Below are 17,420 nucleotides of genomic sequence, written 5' to 3' on the forward strand. Positions count from 1 at the left end.
GATGCTAAGTGAAAAATTTAATTATTGGTCATGGCGAAACTTTAACTCTGCCTGTAGAAATTAAATCTGGTTCTGGTCCTAAAGCACACCCCTATTCATTCAATGAAGCTCGCGATAAACTAGTTTCAGACTTAAATAGAGTTATTCATAGCATAGAATCAAAACCTTCTAAGCAATGTGTTGACGGAGAGGTTATTATAAAATTCATCCAGCATCCATCCTATCTGGCAAAAACATATTATCCAAAAAAACTTTTTGAAAGATATGGATTAAAGGATGTTGGCTCTAAACCTATACAGGTGAAACCAAGAAAATGGGCAACCAAAAAACATCCAGAAGAAGGTTTATCCTCATGTATTTTTGTCGCTGGAAAAAAATCAAATTTTGAAGCAATGCTCAATGACATTGCACATGAGCGCTTACCAGAAACAAGTCAAACCTTAATCAGGACAATTGAAGAGACCAGCTCATTCGAAGCCATTGAAAAAATTAAATTTATTGATAATGAAGCCAGTAATCTTAAATTAGAAGTAGTCCTACATGCAGACACTTCAAACACTAAAGTTAATCCAGATTTTTCTGAATATGCTGGATCTTTAGGTGGGTATGTTGATTGGAAACGCTCCAAAACAGTTGGAGGTCTAACTTTTGTAGAGGTATTTATTGAGAAAGGTAAAGAAACTGAACTAGCAGAGTTTTCTCATCTTCGAGTGCTAAGAAGCATGCCAAAATTAAGGGTCAATAAGCCTGATTTACTCAGAGTTTCGATTAATGAAAAATTTGAACTACCAACCTTTGAACCATTAAAAAATAACTTCAAAGTTTGTATTTTTGATGGAGGAATTGGCAGTGAAAATATCATTGGAAATTGGGTAAATGAAATTATCCCACCTGATGTACAAGGCTCACATCCAAGTTTATTGGCTCATGGTGGTGAAGTATGCTCAACATATCTATTTGGTCCTTATGACACTAATATTAAATCATTCCCCCCCCCTTACACCAATGTAGATATAGTAAGGGTGCTATGTCCTAACGATGCGGATCCTGACTTATTTGATGTATTAAATAGAATAGAGAATGTTTTAAAACAAAAGAAATACAAGTATGTCAATTTTAGTTTAGGGCCAAGATTACCTGTAGAAGATGATGAAGTTCATGTATGGACATCCGTCATTGATACCCTCCTTCAAGATGGTCACTGTTTTGCTACTGTTGCAGTAGGGAATGATGGTGAATTATCAGGTGATTTAGGGCGAATACAGCCACCTAGTGATATGGTGAACTGTTTTGCTGTAGGGGCTTCGACTACTAGTGATACCAATTGGGAAAGAGCTTCGTATAGCTGTAAAGGACCTGGCCGTAGTCCTGGTTTTGTTAAGCCTGATGGTGTGATTTTTGGTGGTTCTGACGATAATTTATTCAAAGTCTACTCACCACAAACTCACTCAATTATTGGCACACAAGGAACTAGTTATGCGGCGCCATTTGCTTTAAGGGTAGCTGCTGGGGTTGATGCAATCACTGATTTTGATCTTAGTACAACAGCCATTAAAGCTTTGCTAATTCATCGCGCCTATAAAGGCTCAAAAGATATAAATGATGTAGGCTGGGGTAAATTACCCTGTACACCTGAAGAAGTTATCGAGTGTAAAGATGATGAAGCAATTATCGTCTATCAGGGAGAATTACCATCGTCAGGACACTTAAGAATACCTATTCCGGTTCCTGAGGGGCTTGGACTTGACTGTAAGTGGGTTCACTTAAAAGCCACATTTTGCTTCAACGCAAATATAGACCCTGAACACCCACAACATTATACACGGAGTGGTTTAGTGATATCTTTCAGAGCACATAAAGATAAAAAGAAAGATGATACTGCTACTCACGCTGACACTATAACCTTTTTTTCAAATGAAAAAATGTATGAACCTGAAGCACAGCTTAGAGAAGATGCTTATAAATGGGAAACATGCATATCAAAGGAACATAGATTCAAAAAATCGACATTATTGGCACCAGTGTTTGATGTTAAATTTCATGCGAGAGAACATGGTGCAAGCCCTGAAAATAAGACCGAACCACTCAATTACTCACTCGTTTTATCCATAAGGGCAGAGGGCGAAACTGAAACATACAACAAAATATTGCAGCAAAATCAGACACTAAAAACAATAAGAGTTACTAATAGAATTAGACTCACGAAATAATTGATAATGGGAGACATTCAAATTGAACCGTGAAATTGCTAAACGAATACAAATAGCTTTCAATAATGATGAATATGAGTGGCGCACTATAAATGGAGTCGCCAAAGAAAGTAATGTCAGTAATGAACTTGTACAGATGTATATAGCAGAGAATGGTAGTGAAATTGTCAAATCCTCTGCACGCAATGAAAAAGGTGAGTCACTTTATACTTCAAGAAATAATTATAGAAACCGAAGCATTAGTGAAAGACTTTCATCCATAATAAGAAATAGAGGGGCATAGTATATTGGAATTACTATTATCTCTAAGTCCTTCGGTTTGGTTTGCTATGGGGGGAGCCTTTTCTATCAAACTTCTAGAATTGGCCGAATTACATAAATTACCACTTATTGAAAGACCTGATTTAAAAGATTGGCTTTACTGGTTACCATTTTTAATATTACCTATTCTGGGTGGCGGTCTAGCACATGTTTACGTATCGTCAAATACATTACTTACTCCTCTTTTGGCTGTAAACGTAGGTGTATCAGCCCCATTAATAATTAGAGCGATGGCACAAGTTGCTCAACCTGCAATAGTCAAAACTCCTGATGATGCGTGATCACACATAAATAAGGCCCTAACGGGTCTTTTCATTTACACCACATTCTGATTAACAGACTGAATACCAGACAACAGATGACCGAGTATAATTTCAGAAACCTTTGTGGAAGCAATGCGGTGAAGGTTGTGCGTAAATCGTGAATGGTCCAATCGCTCTCTAGGCTTTTACCATTATGTTCTACCCAAGTTTTTAAAGGATGCTCTTCTCTCAAGAGATTAGACAACTCCACATTAGAGCCTATAAAGGTGTAAATTGCTTTGGGGCAAAGGCGTGTAACAAAAAGAGCGAACCTTTCGGTTCGCCCTCTATACTTAGTTAGTTTCCAACTTCAATTGCAGTTTCCAACTTCGATTACGTAGTTTCCAACTTCAATTGTCGTTATCAACTATTCAGCCCTTATTCGTAGTCTTCCATCGGTGCACAACTACACATCAAATTCCGGTCGCCATACACGTCATCGATACGATTCACTGTTGGCCAGAACTTGTTATGACGCACTGCGGCACTTGGGAACACGGCAACTTCACGGCTGTATGGGCGTGAATCGAACGCTGGGTCCATAATGTCAGCCATAGTGTGCGGCGCGTTGTGCAGTGGGTTGTTGTCCGCTGGCCACTCGCCCGATTCCACTTTCGCGATTTCAGCGCGGATTGACACCATAGCGTCGATGAAACGGTCCAGCTCAACCTTAGATTCAGATTCCGTTGGCTCGATCATCAAAGTGCCTGCCACAGGGAAGCTCATGGTTGGCGCGTGGAAACCGTAGTCGTTCAGACGCTTAGCGATATCCATTTCGGTCACGCCAGAGGCTTCTTTGATTGGACGCAGGTCGATAATACACTCGTGGGCTACGCGATCGTTACGGCCACGGAACAGTACTGGGTAGTGTTCAGACAGCTTTTTAGTCACGTAGTTAGCGTTTAACAGCGCAGTTTGGGTCGACTTTTTAAGTCCCTCAGAGCCTAACAGCTTAATGTACATCCAGCTGATTGGCAGAATGCCAGCACTGCCGTATGGCGCTGCCGATACTGCACCGTTGTTGTCACTTTCACGGCCTGGTTTAACCACAACGTGACCCGCAACGAATGGCGCAAGGTGTGATTTCACCCCGATTGGGCCCATACCTGGACCACCGCCGCCGTGTGGAATGGCGAAGGTTTTGTGCAGGTTAAGGTGCGATACGTCGGCACCGATAAAGCCTGGTGACGTTACGCCAACCTGTGCGTTCATGTTCGCGCCGTCTAAGTAAACTTGACCGCCGTGCTCGTGAACTATGTTACAGATTTCGCGGATGGATTCTTCGTACACACCGTGGGTCGATGGGTAAGTGATCATGATACATGACAGGTTTTCAGCCACTTCAGCCGCTTTAGTGCGCAGGTCGTCTAAGTCAACGTTACCTTGCTTGTCGCAGGCCGTCACTACCACTTGCATACCCGCTAATTGGGCAGAAGCAGGGTTAGTACCGTGGGCAGATTGTGGAATTAAACAGATGTTTCTGTGACCTTCGCCGCGAGACTCGTGGTATTTACGGATCGCGAGTAGTCCCGCGTATTCACCTTGAGCACCCGAGTTAGGTTGGATACAGACTGCATCGTAACCTGTTACGTTCACTAACCAGGTAGACAGCTCTTCGATAAGCTGGGTGTAACCCTTAGCTTGATCCTGTGGGCAGAATGGGTGCATGTTAGCAAATTCTGGCCAGCTCACTGGGATCATTTCAACCGCAGCGTTTAACTTCATAGTGCACGAACCCAATGAAATCATTGAGTAGTTCAGTGCTAAGTCTTTGCTTTCGAGACGCTTGATATAACGCATCATCTCGGTTTCGCTTTGGTAGCGATTAAAGGTTGGGTGGCTCAGGATAGCATCCTGACGCACCAGCGCAGCAGGGATTGATTGGCTACCTTGGGCTACGATTTGCGCATCTAACGCGGCAACGTCTAAGCCATGGCCTGCACCTAAGATCACATCGAACAGGGCTTCGATATCGGTGCGGATAGTGGTTTCGTCTAAGCTCACGCCCACGATACCGTCTGCATCGATACGCAGGTTCATTTCAGCGGCCAGTGCGCGTGCATTAACAGCAGCAACGTCTAAGCCTTTAAAGCTGATGGTATCGAACCAAGTGTTGTTGACTAAGCTCACGCCCTTAGCCTGTAAGCCAGCCGCTAAAATATCGGTGAAGCGGTTGATGCGTGATGCAATAGTCTTCAGGCCTTGTGGGCCGTGGAATACGGCGTAGAAAGACGCCATGTTCGCTAACAGGATCTGCGCAGTACAGATGTTAGAGTTGGCTTTTTCGCGGCGGATATGTTGCTCGCGGGTTTGCATTGCCATACGCAGTGCGCGGTTACCACGGGTGTCCTTAGACACGCCAATGATACGGCCCGGCATAGAACGCTTGTGCTCGTCACGGGCAACGAAGAAGGCCGCGTGTGGACCACCAAAGCCCATCGGCACACCGAAACGCTGAGCACTACCGAATACCACGTCGGCGCCCATGGCACCTGGCGATTTCAGTAACACTAACGCCATGATGTCGGCAGCAACAGTTACTACTGCGTTTTTAGCGCGCAGCTCTGCAAATAATTCAGTAAAGTCAGTTATTTGACCAAAACGGTTTGAATACTGGAACAGGGCTCCAAATAGCTCGTAGTTTACGGCGTCAGTTGCCGGACCCACCACCACTTCAAAACCAAAACACTCAGCGCGGGTTTTCACTACGTCTAAGGTTTGTGGGAACACGTCGTCGGCAACGAAGAAGATGTTCGCTTTTTTGGCTTTAGATACGCGCTTAGCCAGTGCCATTGCTTCGGCGGCGGCAGTCGCTTCGTCCAGCAGTGATGCTGACGCTAAATCTAAACCGGTTAAATCCATCGACACTTGTTGAAAGTTTAGAATCGCTTCTAAACGGCCTTGGGCGATCTCTGGCTGATACGGGGTATAAGCCGTGTACCAACCTGGATTTTCGAACACGTTACGCAGAATTACGTTAGGCACTTGTGTACCGTAGTAACCCATACCGATGTAGCTCTTGAAGACTTGGTTTTGCTTAGCGAGGCCACGGATGTATGCCAGACCTTCGGCTTCACCGCAGGAATCGCCAATGCTCAACTCTTGGTTTAAACGAATCGACTCAGGGACGATTTGCGCGGTCAAGTCGTCCAGAGACTCAGCTCCAACGTAGTTCAACATTTCCTGTTGTTGGTTGCTATCTGGGCCGATATGGCGACGTAAGAATAAATCGTGCTGTTCTAACTGAGTGAGGGTTTGCTGGGTCATGATAAACCTTGTTCCAGATTTGCCGTTATGCAGAAGGTAGGGCTCTGATAAACGGGCTGTTGTTATGTCAAACTTGCGCTAAAACAAACGAAGCCCCAGTGGGGCTTCGTTAGCGGCGAGGATTATTCCTCGTCGATTACAGCTTGGTAGCCTTCGGCATCCAGCAGCGCGTCAACTTCTGATTCGTCAGAAGGCATTACGCGGAAGAACCAGCCTTCACCGTATGCATCGCTGTTTACTAATTCTGGAGAATCTTCCAGCGCTTCGTTCACTGCAATCACTTCACCAGAGATAGGTGCGTAGATGTCAGAAGCCGCTTTAACAGACTCAGCGACTGCGCAGTCTTCACCAGCAGATACAGTGTCGCCCACTTCTGGCAGCTCAACGAAAACCATGTCACCTAACAGCTCTTGGGCATGCTCAGTGATACCCACAGTGTAGCTGCCGTCTTCTTCCTTACGGATCCATTCGTGTGAAGAGGCGTATTTCAGTTCTGTAGGAATATTGCTCATTATTCTTGTTCCTTGTTCAGTTTTTTAAAATGCTTGTTTACCGTTACGCACAAAGTTTGGCGCAACTACTCTAACAGCCACACGCTTTTTACGCATTTCGACTTCTGCAGTATCCCCAATAGTGTTAGGAACACGCGCCATCGCAATAGAATAGCCCAATGTAGGCGAGAAAGTACCACTTGTGATCACACCCTGCTGCTCAACACCCGCAGCGTCAGTGAAATAGACTGGCATATCGTGGCGCAGAACGCCCTTCTCTTCCATGATAAGCCCCACCAGTTTGTCGGTACCCGCATCGCGCAGGGCTTCAAGCGCCTTACGGCCGATGAAATCACGATCACTTGGTTCCCATGCAATGGTCCAGCCCATGTTGGCGGCAAGTGGGTTGATGGTTTCGTCCATGTCGAGGCCGTAGAGGTTCATACCGGCTTCTAAACGTAGGGTGTCGCGGGCGCCAAGACCACATGGCTTAACGCCTTGATCTAACAAGGCTTGCCACAGTGCTTCGGCTTCGGCTTCTGGCACAATAATTTCGTAGCCAACTTCACCGGTGTAACCCGTAGTGGCAATAAAGAGAGAGCCGGTTTGTTTACCGAAGAAAGGTTTCATGCCTTCGATAGCGGCGTTTTGCTCGGCTGTGAATACCGCGGCGGCTTTGGCCTTAGCGTTAGGACCTTGAACGGCGATCATCGCCAGCTCAGGACGCTCGGTCACAGTCACATCAAAACCTTGGGATTGCTTGGCGATCCAAGCTAAGTCTTTTTCGCGGGTCGCGCTGTTCACTACCACACGGTAGTTAGTGTCGCTTAAGTAGTAAGTAATGAGGTCGTCGATAACGCCAGCATTTTCATCTAACATGCCGCCGTAAAGGGCTTTACCAGGCACTTTAAGCTTGGCCACATCGTTTGCCAGCAGCTTACGGAGGAATGCGCACGCATCGCTACCGATGACATCAACCACTGTCATGTGAGAAACGTCGAACATACCTGCGTCTTGACGCACGGCGTGGTGTTCTTCGATTTGTGAACCATAGTTGAGGGGCATATCCCAACCGTGGAAGTCGACCATCTTAGCGTTTGATTCTAAGTGCTTGTTAAACAGAACAGTTTTATTAGCCATTGTTATCCCTTTTGTGCGGCCTTATTCAGGTCTCTGCCTAGCGTAGGGTGATACCAATCGGGCTAAATATCTGGCTGTATAGACATGCTATTTACAGGATGGACTCATGGGAAAAGGTTACCCTCTTCGGCATCAATGCACCTTAATCTAAACGCCTAACAGATGCAGAACTCATCAGATATTTATCGTGATTGGTAAAATACTAGGGTCTAAAATGCGGCGAAATTATACATTGCGTCACAAATTTGTATACAAGAGATTTTTCTAATCCGAAGCTATGCCTCATTAGAATTTCTTATCCGATATGTGACAATTTATTTCATGCGAATGCGTATTTTGCTCAGCTTGCCACCAATATGCTGATATTAGCGGCAATTCTGATTACATTAGCGTAACCGAGGCTATCGACACAGCTTAGGCAAGGAGGACTTATTGCCCATGGCCTGTTGCATGAACACTGTTTTCAGCCCAGCGACATTATCGACAAGGTTAAGGCCAAGATCGCGAATCGCCTTCTTGATTGGGTTGCCGCCTTCAAAAAGGCGCTTAAAGCCTTCCATCACGGCAATCATCTCCATGGCGTCGCTCTTACGCCAACGCTCCAGCGCCCTTAGCTGACCATAATCGCCAATGTCTTTACCCGCTTCGTGCAGTTCACTCACCACTTCTATGATGCTTGCCGCATCGAGAAATCCAAGATTGACGCCTTGGCCGGCCAGCGGATGAATCGTATGGGCGGCATCGCCCGCGAGCACTAAACGGTGGCGGGCGAAATGGCGGGCATAACGCATACGCAGTGGAAATGCCTGACGCTCGCTGGCTAACTGACACAGACCTAAGCTGCCATCGAAGGCGGCGGTAAGGCTGCGCTCGAATTGCTCCGGCGTCATCGCCATTAAGTCATTGGCCTTTTCTGGCGGCACCGACCAGACGATAGAGCAGAGGTTATCCTCATAGAGCGGCAGGAAGGCCAGCGGACCATCTTTTAAAAACACCTGACGGGCGGTGGCAAGGTGCGGCAGCTCAGTGCGAATGGTCGCAACCAAGGCATTATGGCCATAGTCCCAGAAGGTAAGTGGGATTTTGCACTGCTCACGCACCCAGGAATTAGCACCATCGGCGGCAATCACGAGGGCTGCGCTCACACTTTCTATTTCAGAATCAGCTCCGTTAGCTAAAGTCAGCCATGCTTCACGCTCACCGAAAGCGATACGATCGAGGCGTTGATTCTCGATGTGAGTGATATTGTCGAATTCGGCGGCGCGTTTGGCTAAGGCATAGCTGATGGCATCGTTCTCGATAATCGAGCCAAGGCTAGGTTCACAGATACTGTTGGCATCGAAGGCTATCTTGCCAAAGCCGTCCTTATCCCAGACCGCCATTTTTTGATAGGGCGCTACGCGCTCCGTATCTAAATAAGTCCAAGCACCGAGGTGCTCCAGCAAGCGTTGACTCGCCTTATTGATGGCACTAACCCGAAGGCGCGGCTCACCACTCACGGGCTCGGTTTGGCCAGCGTCAATCACGACAACGTTAAGATCGGCCTGGGCCAATCCAATCGCGGTGGCCAGTCCCACCATGCCGCCACCCACAATGGCAATGTCATAGGCTTGTGAACTTAACATGGATACATCCTTCTCACGCTTAGCTTGAACTTGTTATTTCCAGCCCATCGCCCTGTGGGCAACGGGGGTTTTTAGTGGTGGCAACCAAGACAGCAGTCGCAAACCCAAATTACGACCCAGCGCCAACGGCCAGTATTGGTTAGAGAAGCCACGAACTAAGAATTCGATATTGGTCAAAGTGGTGTTTCTGTCCTGCTCCCGCGCCTTTAAATAGGCATGGGTGATGTTAGCAGCGCCAACATCGTTCCCCGCGAGAAGCGCTTCCTGTAGCACCTCAAGCAGGCTCATGACATCCCTAAGCCCCAAGTTAAAGCCCTGCCCTGCAATTGGGTGCAGGGTTTGCGCCGCATTACCGATAAACACGCAGCGGTGGTGTATCGGTCTTGGCATATAGGCAAGGTTTAATGGGTAGGCATGGCGCTCGCTGACATCGATAAATTGCCCCGCACGGTAACCAAAGGCTTGTTGCAACGTGGCTAAAAACGCTTGCTTTGGTGCATTGAGCATCTTATTCGCGGCTTCATCATCCAACGCCCATACGAGGGATAACCTCGGCTGACCTTGGTTATCGGCCATTGGCAGTAAGGCTAATGGTCCTGTTTGAGTGAAACGCTCATAGGCCCAATGTTGATGGGGCTTATCGGTTTGCAGGTTGGCAACTATGGCGGTTTGCTCGAAGGAGACTTGAGTAACAGGCAGATTAAAGCTGCTGCGCACCTTGGATTGCAGACCATCGGCGGCGACAACCAGCTTAGCGCGAATGTGCTCGCCAGTATCGAGCACCAGTGTGTGGGCATCGATATCGGCCTTAAGATCGCTAAGCTTGGCTGGGCAAAAGAGCAACACGGAAGATTTTTTCAGTTCATCGAAGAGGGCTTTGCCCACGCGCTCTAACTCAACCACTTGGCCTAGGGCATCTAAGTGAAACTGCTCGGCATTGAGCTCTGTCATCCCAAAGTGGCCGCGGTCGGACACATGGATATCCCGAATCGGCGTGCCTAAATGGGCAAGCTTAGGCCAAATACCAAGGCGCGATAATTGAAAAATCGAGCCGTGGGCAATGGCAATCGAGCGGGCATCGAATCCTGGATGGTTTGTGCTTGGAGGCATAGCCTCAATCAGCGCGACCTTTAACGGCGCATTAGGCGAGGATAACTGACTCAATGCCAAGGCGAGCGTCGCGCCTGCCATGGCGCCACCAACAATGGCGATATCAACGTTTTGAATTGAAGTTTGCATCTGATTCGTAGCCGTCACAGTTCCCATTCAAGCTAGGACGAACAACAAGTGTTGTGTCTTAGGATTTTCAACAACAGGCTGTGCTTAATAAAAGCCATCTATTAAACAAAAGGCAGAGTCTCCCCCGCCTTTTATGCTATGTGCGATTAGTGGATAACCGCAGTTTCTTCCGGCTCGCCCTCGGGTAATTCGGGGCCAAATTCGGAGTAACATAAAATAGCGGCAATGCGCACAAACTCAAGCAGTTCAACATAGGCAGCCTCTGACTCTTCATCGTCGGCAACATCGAACTCAACTTGGGCGATTTCAGCTAAATCTTTAATCACTTCGCGCACTTCGGCCGACGCTTGGTTTAACTTAGGCTGAATAATCGCGATACCGGTAAGAAAACTTTGAGTCCACAGCGACAGCGCCTCGACACGCTTGCTTAATGGCTCTTCCTCTTCTGGCAGCAGTGGCATAAAACCAAACTCAAAATCCACCAGACGGGTAATCGAATCTTGGAATAATTCACACACTAATTGATGCAAAGGTGCTGGCAGTGGTTGACCATCGTTCATCAGGTCGAAGAGGGGTTTAATCCACATATCACCGCTTTGATCGACACCGCCACAAATTAACCCAACGAGGGCACCGTGAACTTCAACCGGATGTTGACCAATTTCAGCCGCATCGAGGGCGATTTTCAGGCTGTCGATACGTAACGAAGGAGGGGTTGCCATAACTGATTCCAAATAGACATTTTCAGCAGCAATGCTAGCAGAGATAAAGGCTTGAACCAACTCTGAATCCCGATTCTCAGGCCTTAAGATAAAAATTCGGGTAACTGCTCACACAAGCAGCAAACAAAGCGGCGATTACACAATCGGGCAGCACCTCGCCTTGCACTTTTAATATCAGCCCTATATAGTCCGCCGTATCGACGCGAACGAAAGGATTACCCTCAAATGAGTAACAGTGCCGTTGAAATCACCCTGCTAGGACGCACCTACTCGATTGCCTGCCCTGCGGGTCAGGAAGAGGCGCTGCGTGTCGTAGCTCAAGGTGTAGAACAACAGCTCACCGCCATGAAAACAAAGAGAAACAGCATTAATCGTGAAGAGATTGCGATTATGGCTGCGCTGAATATTGGTCACGAGCTGTACCAAGAAAAGCAGAAAAATAAGCAATATATGAAACAAATGGATGACCGTATCAACCTGTTGCAGTCAACCCTCGAAAACGCCTTAGTTGAGCGTTCAACCAAATAGTTTTAGACTGTGTAGCTCTTGGTCAATGCACCTTGCAGACCATTAAGAGTTGCACAGTGAATCACTAGACTAACCTATACTGTTAGGCCAAGCTGTAAGTGATTCAGTACCGTTTTTGCTCCCTGGGGTGCAGGCCAACTGGTAATGTCCCTGTGCCGATAATTTTGATCTCAGGGTGAATGTTTTGCCGACATTGAGCAGGCTCGGCTCGTACCGAGAAGCCTTAGGAAGTAATCATTTACCCGCCTTGAACCTACGGTTCAAGGGCTACACCGGTAGCGGCACTCTGGGGAGCATCTCAATTTATGTCTAGTCATCTATCTGAGATATCATCTAGCACACGTTCAAATACAAGCACAGAAAAAAGCGCGAGTGGTAGCTCTTGTCTTAGTGCCTGCGTTAGCACACTGAATAACCCAGATTCAGTTATGGCGCTTAACGGCTTAAATCGCGCGGCGCTTCGTAAGCAAATTCGCCTTGAACGTAACTCACTAACAGACACCGAACAGCAACAGGCAAGCATTGCCGCCCTTAAGCACATCCTTAGCGAACTTATGGAAAGACAAGTAAAACGGGTGGCGCTTTATCTTACCCACGATGGAGAGCTTGCCACCGCGCCCTTAATCGCCGCGCTTTGGCAGTTGGGGATTCACACTTACCTGCCAAGACTGCATCCCTTTAATCCAGGACAATTACTGTTTTTGCATTACAGCGAAAGCTCCATCATGCTGCCGAATCAATTTGGCATTCTAGAGCCCAAGCTGGATGTACGTGACGTGATGCCTATTGATGCGCTGGATGTAGTGATCACCCCGCTGGTCGCCTTCGATAGCAAAGGTAATCGCATGGGGATGGGCGGCGGCTATTACGATAGAACCCTTGCCAATTGGAGCATTCATGGCAAACCACTGCCCATGGGTTACGCCCACGATTGCCAAAAAGTCGAGCTACTGCCCTGCGAGCACTGGGATGTACCGCTGCCGATTATCGTGACCCCGAGTGGCCTGCTTAGATTTAAGCTCTAGGTGCTAGGTGCTAGGTGCTAACCATTAGAACTTAAGTTTTACACATTCGCCCCTTATTTAAGCTGTCGTCCACCATCGACAGCATGGCTTCTGCCCGTTACATAACGACTGCCAAGTAAGTAATCCACCAACGCAATAATCTCTTGATTACCCGCTTCCTTCGGCAACATCGCCTTGGCTAAAGTCTTTTGCCGATAGGCGTCATCATCGCTTGGGTTAAAGAGGATCATCGCAGGCGCGATGGAGTTAACCTTCACCTCGGGCGCAAATTTGGCGGCGAAGGAAAGCGTCAGATTTTCAAGCGCGGCTTTACTTGCGGCATAGGCGATATGCTTGGCACTGCCCTTTTGAGCCACATAATCGGTGAGATGAATAATATCGGCCGCGCCGATTTCTCCCTGCGCACCTGCTCGCAGCTGCGACTCTAAACTTAAATTCAACAGATAGGGCACGTGCACATGCACCTGCATCATCCGCTCCATCACCTGCGTCATCCCATCCAATGCGCCATCGGTAGATTTACCATCGGATAACCAATCCGAAGCGTTGTGGATAATGGCGCGAAGCGTTGGCAGCTTTTGTAATTCACTGACTAAGGTTTTCAGCTCATCCTTATCGTAAAAATCACATTGATAAAGGATTGCGCCTAGCGCGTTGAGCTCGTCAATACTGGGATAATGACTGCGATAGGTGCCAATAACGGTTTCGCCCTGAGCCAGCAGATGCTTAGCCAGCGCATAGCCGATACGTTTACCGACACCTGTGATAAGAATGGGAGCAGACAGAGTCCTTTTCATCATAGCTATCCTAAAATGGTCATCCTATAAATGTTTCACTGCGTTAGATGGATATGCTATCGCCAAGAAATACATCAGTTAACTCAATGAATAGCGTGAATTTTACGTTAAATTTAAAAATTTAGCCCGATAAAATGACCGCTCTGTTGATAAGGGAACATGGTATTCATCCTTGAGCCTCTTATACTAGCGAGAGAATGCAAGAAAACGCCGCAGGATACTCAATGCAACTTAGGATATTTTTTGATGGCCAATGCCCGCTGTGTCAGGCAGAGATGCGCCGCCTTAAAAGATTCGATTCAAGGGGGCTTATCGCCCTTGAAGACATTAATGCCGTGGATTTTGAGCAGCGTTTTAGCCATATCAATAAGCATGATGCTAAACGCGTGCTACATGGCGAAACTTTTGAGGGCGAGTTGTTACTCGGTTTAGATGTCAGTCAGCGCGCGTGGTCACTGCTTGATCGTCGCCCTTGGCTTAAACTTTTGCGCTTGCCCCCGATTAAGCCCATCGCCGATTGGGGTTATCTGCTGCTGGCAAAACACAGATATCGCCTCTCCTACCTGCTCACGGGTAAAAAAGTGTGTGATAGCGACTGTCAGCTGTAATCCAACGTCAGTTTCACATGATTAGGACGGAAAATAAAAACGGAGCACTAGGCTCCGTTTTTAATGTCTATCCAAGGACAGATTACTTAACGAAATCAACACCTAAAGTGATATCGCCTTTCAGCGTATCTAGCATTGCATCGCGAGCGTTAGCTTCGAAAGCACTGACTTCGCCGTATGGTAGAACTTGTTCGATACCGTTTTTGCCCAGCAGAACTGGTTGAGCGAAGAACTCAGCGTGCTCGCTACCGCCGTCAACGTATGCACATTCAACAACGTTAGCTTCGCCTTGCAGACCACGAACCAGAGACAGACCAAAACGGCAAGCTGCTTGACCCATAGACAGAGTCGCGCTACCGCCACCGGCTTTAGCTTCAACCACTTCAGTACCCGCGTTTTGGATACGTTTGGTCAGAGAGGCAACTTCTTCATCAGAGAAAGTGACGCCTTCGATTTGAGACAGTAATGGCAGAATCGTCACGCCACTGTGGCCGCCGATAACGTTAACTTTAACGTCAGCAACGTTCAGGCCTTTTAATTCAGCTACGAAGGTTTCAGAACGGATAACGTCCAGAGTGGTAACACCGAACAGACGGTTCTTGTCGTAAACACCAGCTTTTTTCAGTACTTCTGCAGCGATAGCAACAGTCGTGTTAACTGGGTTAGTGATGATACCTACTAACGCTTTAGGGCAAGTTGCAGCCACTTTTTCGATCAGGTTGCGAACGATACCAGCATTGATGTTGAACAGATCTGAACGGTCCATACCAGGCTTACGCGCAACACCCGCAGAGATCAGAACTACGTCAGCACCAACTAGTGCTGGAGTTGGATCTTCACCGGCGAAACCTTTGATTTCAACGGCGGTTGGGATGTGGCTTAAGTCAACCGCAACACCCGGAGTAACCGGTGCGATATCGTATAGAGACAGTTGAGAACCCGCAGGTAATTGAGTTTTTAACAGTAGGGCGAGAGCCTGGCCAATACCACCAGCAGCACCAAGTACAGCAACTTTCATAGTTATCTCCGTTATATTCTCGGACATGTGTGACATGGATCTTATTTCCGTTGGCGCCACATTACTGGAATGTCGTCCTAATTTCAATTATCCCTTAGTCTGCCTGTAAAAGATTTCAACTTGGTGTGAATACATTAGTTTGATATTTACGCTATTCACAAGATAAGGCTTAGGCGGTTAATGCCAAAGACTGATATTGCATTTTTATTCAGTCATAGTGGTTATTTGTTGACTCTTGGCCCAAAACTATTCAAAATACGCCTGATTTTTTGAATAAAGAATAAGACTATGCAAACGACCAAGAACCAAGATGACCTTGTAAGAATTTTTAAGTCGATTTTAAAGGAAGAACGTTTTGGTTCTCAGAGTGAAATCGTCTCCGCATTACAAGCTGAAGGCTTTGGCAATATTAACCAATCTAAAGTGTCCCGCATGCTAAGCAAGTTCGGCGCAGTCCGCACCCGCAATGCAAAACAGGAGATGGTGTATTGCTTACCCGCAGAACTTGGCGTGCCGACCGCAGGCAGCCCACTGAAGAATCTCGTGCTGGATGTTGACCACAATCAGGCGATGATCGTCGTAAGAACCAGTCCAGGTGCAGCACAATTAATTGCTAGGCTACTCGACTCCATCGGCAAGCCCGAAGGCATTTTAGGGACGATTGCCGGTGACGATACCATCTTTATTTGTCCATCGAGTATCCAAGATATCGCCGACACCCTAGAAACCATCAAATCTTTATTCAATTACGCAGAATAAAAAATACAGGTCAGCATATGCTGACCTGTTGTTTTTCTGAGCCTAATTTACCCAGTTAGCCATGCTTTTTAACAATCGCTATTAGCAATCGTTTGTTGCTGGAGCATCGTTTTAACTCACAGCGCCCTTCGACTTAGCCAATCAGCACTTTAAAAGCGGAGAACTTAAGAAAGCCCTCTGCGATTATCGCGCTCAAGGTCAAGCCCTGTGTGCTGTGTATTTATCCCGCAGTTATCAGCAGATGTTAGTCCGCGCCTTTATCGACTTTACCGCCGAGGCGTGGCAACTCGGTATCAAAAAGTGGACGATAAAAAACACAAACAAAAACGCACCGGATCCTTGATACGGTGCGCTTAGTTTGCTTGATTAGCTAATACGACTGAATAAATTTAGTTATCAAACTGCAGCATAAAGTCGAGCGCGGGAGCAAAGAAGGATGACCCCGACAAGGCGCTGGTAAAGTGCATCAAGTGATCGTGGTGACCTGCGCCATCGCCAAACACCATACTATGCAGCATCTTTTCAAAGTTATCAGGCGTACGGCAGGTGGAAATAAACATCAATCCCTGCTCTTTGAGCGAGCCGTAGGGCATGCTCTGACGCAGGATTTCAATCGACTTACCGTTTTCATCCTTAAGGTTAACCCGCTTAATATGACTGGTTAACGGCTTATCCTCAGATTCGTACTCGATATTATCTTGCTTGGTACGGCCGATGATATCCTCTTGCTTTTTAAGGGGTAATCTATGCCACTTGCTCAGGTTGTGGGCATACTTTTGTACGTGGATATAACTGCCGCCCCTAAACTCAGGGTCTTCATCACCCACGAGCGCGACTTCTTGGCGATGGCGCCCCTTAGGATTTTCAGTGCCATCGACAAAGCCTGTGAGATCACGGCTGTCCATAAATCTAAAGCCACGTTCTTCTTCGACGAGTTCGACTAAGTCTTCGAACATTTGACTGATTTCATTTGCTACTAAATGCAGTATGTCGTAACGGTCACAGCGCAGGTGCACGAACAAGTCATACTCTATGGCTGGGGCTTCACGGTTGCCCGCCTCCATAGCAGGAAAAGGCTTGAGTAGCTCAGGGCGAGAACTAGGATAGAGACTATCCCAGAAGTTTGCACCAATGCTGACAAAACCATTGAATGCACTGTCAGAATATTGATCCGTCAACTCATAAATATACTGCGCTACGTTGGCAATACAGGGACGTAATTGAGACTCAACACCGTCGTTCGCATTAAACATTAAATAGACGCTATGTAAGTTTCCCTCTGCACACACACCCAACTGTTCACGCGGCATATTTTGAATATCCATTTGGTTATCACCCTTTATGTAGATTCATTTTCGGCAATATTAT

16 protein-coding genes, 1 other RNA gene and 1 pseudogene are annotated in these 17,420 nt (G+C 47.1%); 9 read left to right on the forward strand and 9 right to left on the reverse strand.

Annotated elements, in window-relative coordinates:
• Window positions 1-8 precede the first annotated feature (8 nt).
• From K0H61_RS14795 to K0H61_RS14805, 3 genes are read left to right on the forward strand one after another with little or no spacing between them, the layout of a single operon-like run.
• The gene (locus K0H61_RS14795) at window positions 9-2,210 is read left to right on the forward strand and encodes a S8 family peptidase (protein ID WP_220050252.1); all 2,202 of its coding nucleotides are present in this window, start codon (window positions 9-11) and stop codon (window positions 2,208-2,210) included.
• A gap of 22 nt (window positions 2,211-2,232) precedes the next feature.
• Complete coding sequence (locus K0H61_RS14800; protein ID WP_220050253.1) at window positions 2,233-2,493, forward strand: hypothetical protein; 261 nt, start codon at window positions 2,233-2,235, stop codon at window positions 2,491-2,493.
• Window positions 2,494-2,497: 4 nt separating this feature from the next.
• Window positions 2,498-2,812 (forward strand): hypothetical protein, encoded by a 315-nt coding sequence (locus K0H61_RS14805; RefSeq protein WP_220050254.1) that lies wholly within the window; start codon window positions 2,498-2,500, stop codon window positions 2,810-2,812.
• Between the two features lie 399 nt (window positions 2,813-3,211).
• Here K0H61_RS14805 and gcvP read toward each other — a convergent pair whose 3' ends face one another.
• The 6 genes from gcvP to K0H61_RS14835 all read right to left on the reverse strand — a co-directional run bounded on the left by gcvP (window position 3,212) and on the right by K0H61_RS14835 (window position 11,317).
• Window positions 3,212-6,100, reverse strand: coding sequence for an aminomethyl-transferring glycine dehydrogenase (gcvP, locus tag K0H61_RS14810; protein ID WP_220050255.1), 2,889 nt, complete (start codon window positions 6,098-6,100; stop codon window positions 3,212-3,214).
• A gap of 122 nt (window positions 6,101-6,222) precedes the next feature.
• Entirely contained in the window at window positions 6,223-6,612 is a 390-nt protein-coding gene (gene gcvH, locus K0H61_RS14815) for a glycine cleavage system protein GcvH (RefSeq protein ID WP_220050256.1), read from the reverse strand.
• Between the two features lie 24 nt (window positions 6,613-6,636).
• Window positions 6,637-7,731, reverse strand: a complete 1,095-nt coding sequence (gene gcvT / locus K0H61_RS14820; protein ID WP_220050257.1) for a glycine cleavage system aminomethyltransferase GcvT — start codon at window positions 7,729-7,731, stop codon at window positions 6,637-6,639.
• Window positions 7,732-8,132: 401 nt separating this feature from the next.
• A complete protein-coding gene (locus tag K0H61_RS14825) occupies window positions 8,133-9,356 on the reverse strand; it encodes an FAD-dependent oxidoreductase (protein WP_220050258.1) in 1,224 nt (407 codons plus the stop codon).
• A 33-nt stretch (window positions 9,357-9,389) separates the two neighbouring features.
• Window positions 9,390-10,613 carry a 2-octaprenyl-6-methoxyphenyl hydroxylase gene (gene ubiH / locus K0H61_RS14830; protein WP_220050259.1) on the reverse strand — a complete coding sequence of 408 codons (1,224 nt, stop codon included), beginning with the start codon at window positions 10,611-10,613 and terminating at the stop codon, window positions 9,390-9,392.
• Window positions 10,614-10,741: 128 nt separating this feature from the next.
• Window positions 10,742-11,317, reverse strand: coding sequence for a UPF0149 family protein (locus K0H61_RS14835; protein ID WP_220050260.1), 576 nt, complete (start codon window positions 11,315-11,317; stop codon window positions 10,742-10,744).
• A gap of 225 nt (window positions 11,318-11,542) precedes the next feature.
• Between K0H61_RS14835 and K0H61_RS14840 the strand changes: the two genes are divergently transcribed.
• The 3 genes from K0H61_RS14840 (at window position 11,543) to K0H61_RS14850 (ending at window position 12,870) form a co-directional block, all read left to right on the forward strand.
• Window positions 11,543-11,845 (forward strand): cell division protein ZapA, encoded by a 303-nt coding sequence (locus tag K0H61_RS14840; RefSeq protein WP_220050261.1) that lies wholly within the window; start codon window positions 11,543-11,545, stop codon window positions 11,843-11,845.
• Between the two features lie 116 nt (window positions 11,846-11,961).
• Window positions 11,962-12,142, forward strand: a non-coding RNA gene (gene ssrS, locus K0H61_RS14845) — 6S RNA.
• Window positions 12,143-12,273: 131 nt separating this feature from the next.
• Window positions 12,274-12,870, forward strand: a complete 597-nt coding sequence (locus tag K0H61_RS14850; RefSeq protein ID WP_220052746.1) for a 5-formyltetrahydrofolate cyclo-ligase — start codon at window positions 12,274-12,276, stop codon at window positions 12,868-12,870.
• Between the two features lie 53 nt (window positions 12,871-12,923).
• On the opposite strand, the gene folM is transcribed toward K0H61_RS14850, so the two are convergent.
• Window positions 12,924-13,655, reverse strand: a complete 732-nt coding sequence (folM, locus tag K0H61_RS14855) for a dihydromonapterin reductase (RefSeq protein ID WP_220052748.1) — start codon at window positions 13,653-13,655, stop codon at window positions 12,924-12,926.
• A 236-nt stretch (window positions 13,656-13,891) separates the two neighbouring features.
• On the opposite strand from folM, the gene K0H61_RS14860 reads away from it, so the two are divergent.
• Window positions 13,892-14,275, forward strand: coding sequence for a thiol-disulfide oxidoreductase DCC family protein (locus K0H61_RS14860; protein WP_220050262.1), 384 nt, complete (start codon window positions 13,892-13,894; stop codon window positions 14,273-14,275).
• An 82-nt stretch (window positions 14,276-14,357) separates the two neighbouring features.
• Here K0H61_RS14860 and mdh read toward each other — a convergent pair whose 3' ends face one another.
• Window positions 14,358-15,293 carry a malate dehydrogenase gene (gene mdh / locus K0H61_RS14865; protein WP_220050263.1) on the reverse strand — a complete coding sequence of 312 codons (936 nt, stop codon included), beginning with the start codon at window positions 15,291-15,293 and terminating at the stop codon, window positions 14,358-14,360.
• A 288-nt stretch (window positions 15,294-15,581) separates the two neighbouring features.
• Between mdh and argR the strand changes: the two genes are divergently transcribed.
• Window positions 15,582-16,052, forward strand: a complete 471-nt coding sequence (gene argR / locus K0H61_RS14870) for a transcriptional regulator ArgR (RefSeq protein WP_220050264.1) — start codon at window positions 15,582-15,584, stop codon at window positions 16,050-16,052.
• 124 nt (window positions 16,053-16,176) lie between these two features.
• Window positions 16,177-16,395, forward strand: a pseudogene (locus tag K0H61_RS17860) (hypothetical protein); the annotation flags it as partial.
• A gap of 46 nt (window positions 16,396-16,441) precedes the next feature.
• On the opposite strand, the gene K0H61_RS14875 reads toward K0H61_RS17860, so the two are convergent.
• A complete protein-coding gene (locus tag K0H61_RS14875; RefSeq protein WP_220050265.1) occupies window positions 16,442-17,377 on the reverse strand; it encodes a Dyp-type peroxidase in 936 nt (311 codons plus the stop codon).
• Window positions 17,378-17,420 lie beyond the last annotated feature (43 nt).

Origin of the sequence: Shewanella acanthi (genome assembly GCF_019457475.1) — a bacterium.
GTDB classification, from domain to species: domain Bacteria; phylum Pseudomonadota; class Gammaproteobacteria; order Enterobacterales; family Shewanellaceae; genus Shewanella; species Shewanella acanthi.

What these genes read in the sequence shown, in the direction of transcription:
- gcvH (WP_220050256.1), bottom strand. Translation starts at nt 6,612, where the DNA reads ATGAGCAATATTCCTACAGAACTGAAATACGCCTCTTCACACGAATGG.
- K0H61_RS14875 (WP_220050265.1), bottom strand. Translation starts at nt 17,377, where the DNA reads ATGGATATTCAAAATATGCCGCGTGAACAGTTGGGTGTGTGTGCAGAG.
- K0H61_RS14840 (WP_220050261.1), top strand. Translation starts at nt 11,543, where the DNA reads ATGAGTAACAGTGCCGTTGAAATCACCCTGCTAGGACGCACCTACTCG.
- gcvP (WP_220050255.1), bottom strand. Translation starts at nt 6,100, where the DNA reads ATGACCCAGCAAACCCTCACTCAGTTAGAACAGCACGATTTATTCTTA.
- K0H61_RS14825 (WP_220050258.1), bottom strand. Translation starts at nt 9,356, where the DNA reads ATGTTAAGTTCACAAGCCTATGACATTGCCATTGTGGGTGGCGGCATG.
- gcvT (WP_220050257.1), bottom strand. Translation starts at nt 7,731, where the DNA reads ATGGCTAATAAAACTGTTCTGTTTAACAAGCACTTAGAATCAAACGCT.
- K0H61_RS14860 (WP_220050262.1), top strand. Translation starts at nt 13,892, where the DNA reads ATGCAACTTAGGATATTTTTTGATGGCCAATGCCCGCTGTGTCAGGCA.
- mdh (WP_220050263.1), bottom strand. Translation starts at nt 15,293, where the DNA reads ATGAAAGTTGCTGTACTTGGTGCTGCTGGTGGTATTGGCCAGGCTCTC.
- argR (WP_220050264.1), top strand. Translation starts at nt 15,582, where the DNA reads ATGCAAACGACCAAGAACCAAGATGACCTTGTAAGAATTTTTAAGTCG.
- K0H61_RS14850 (WP_220052746.1), top strand. Translation starts at nt 12,274, where the DNA reads ATGGCGCTTAACGGCTTAAATCGCGCGGCGCTTCGTAAGCAAATTCGC.
- K0H61_RS14835 (WP_220050260.1), bottom strand. Translation starts at nt 11,317, where the DNA reads ATGGCAACCCCTCCTTCGTTACGTATCGACAGCCTGAAAATCGCCCTC.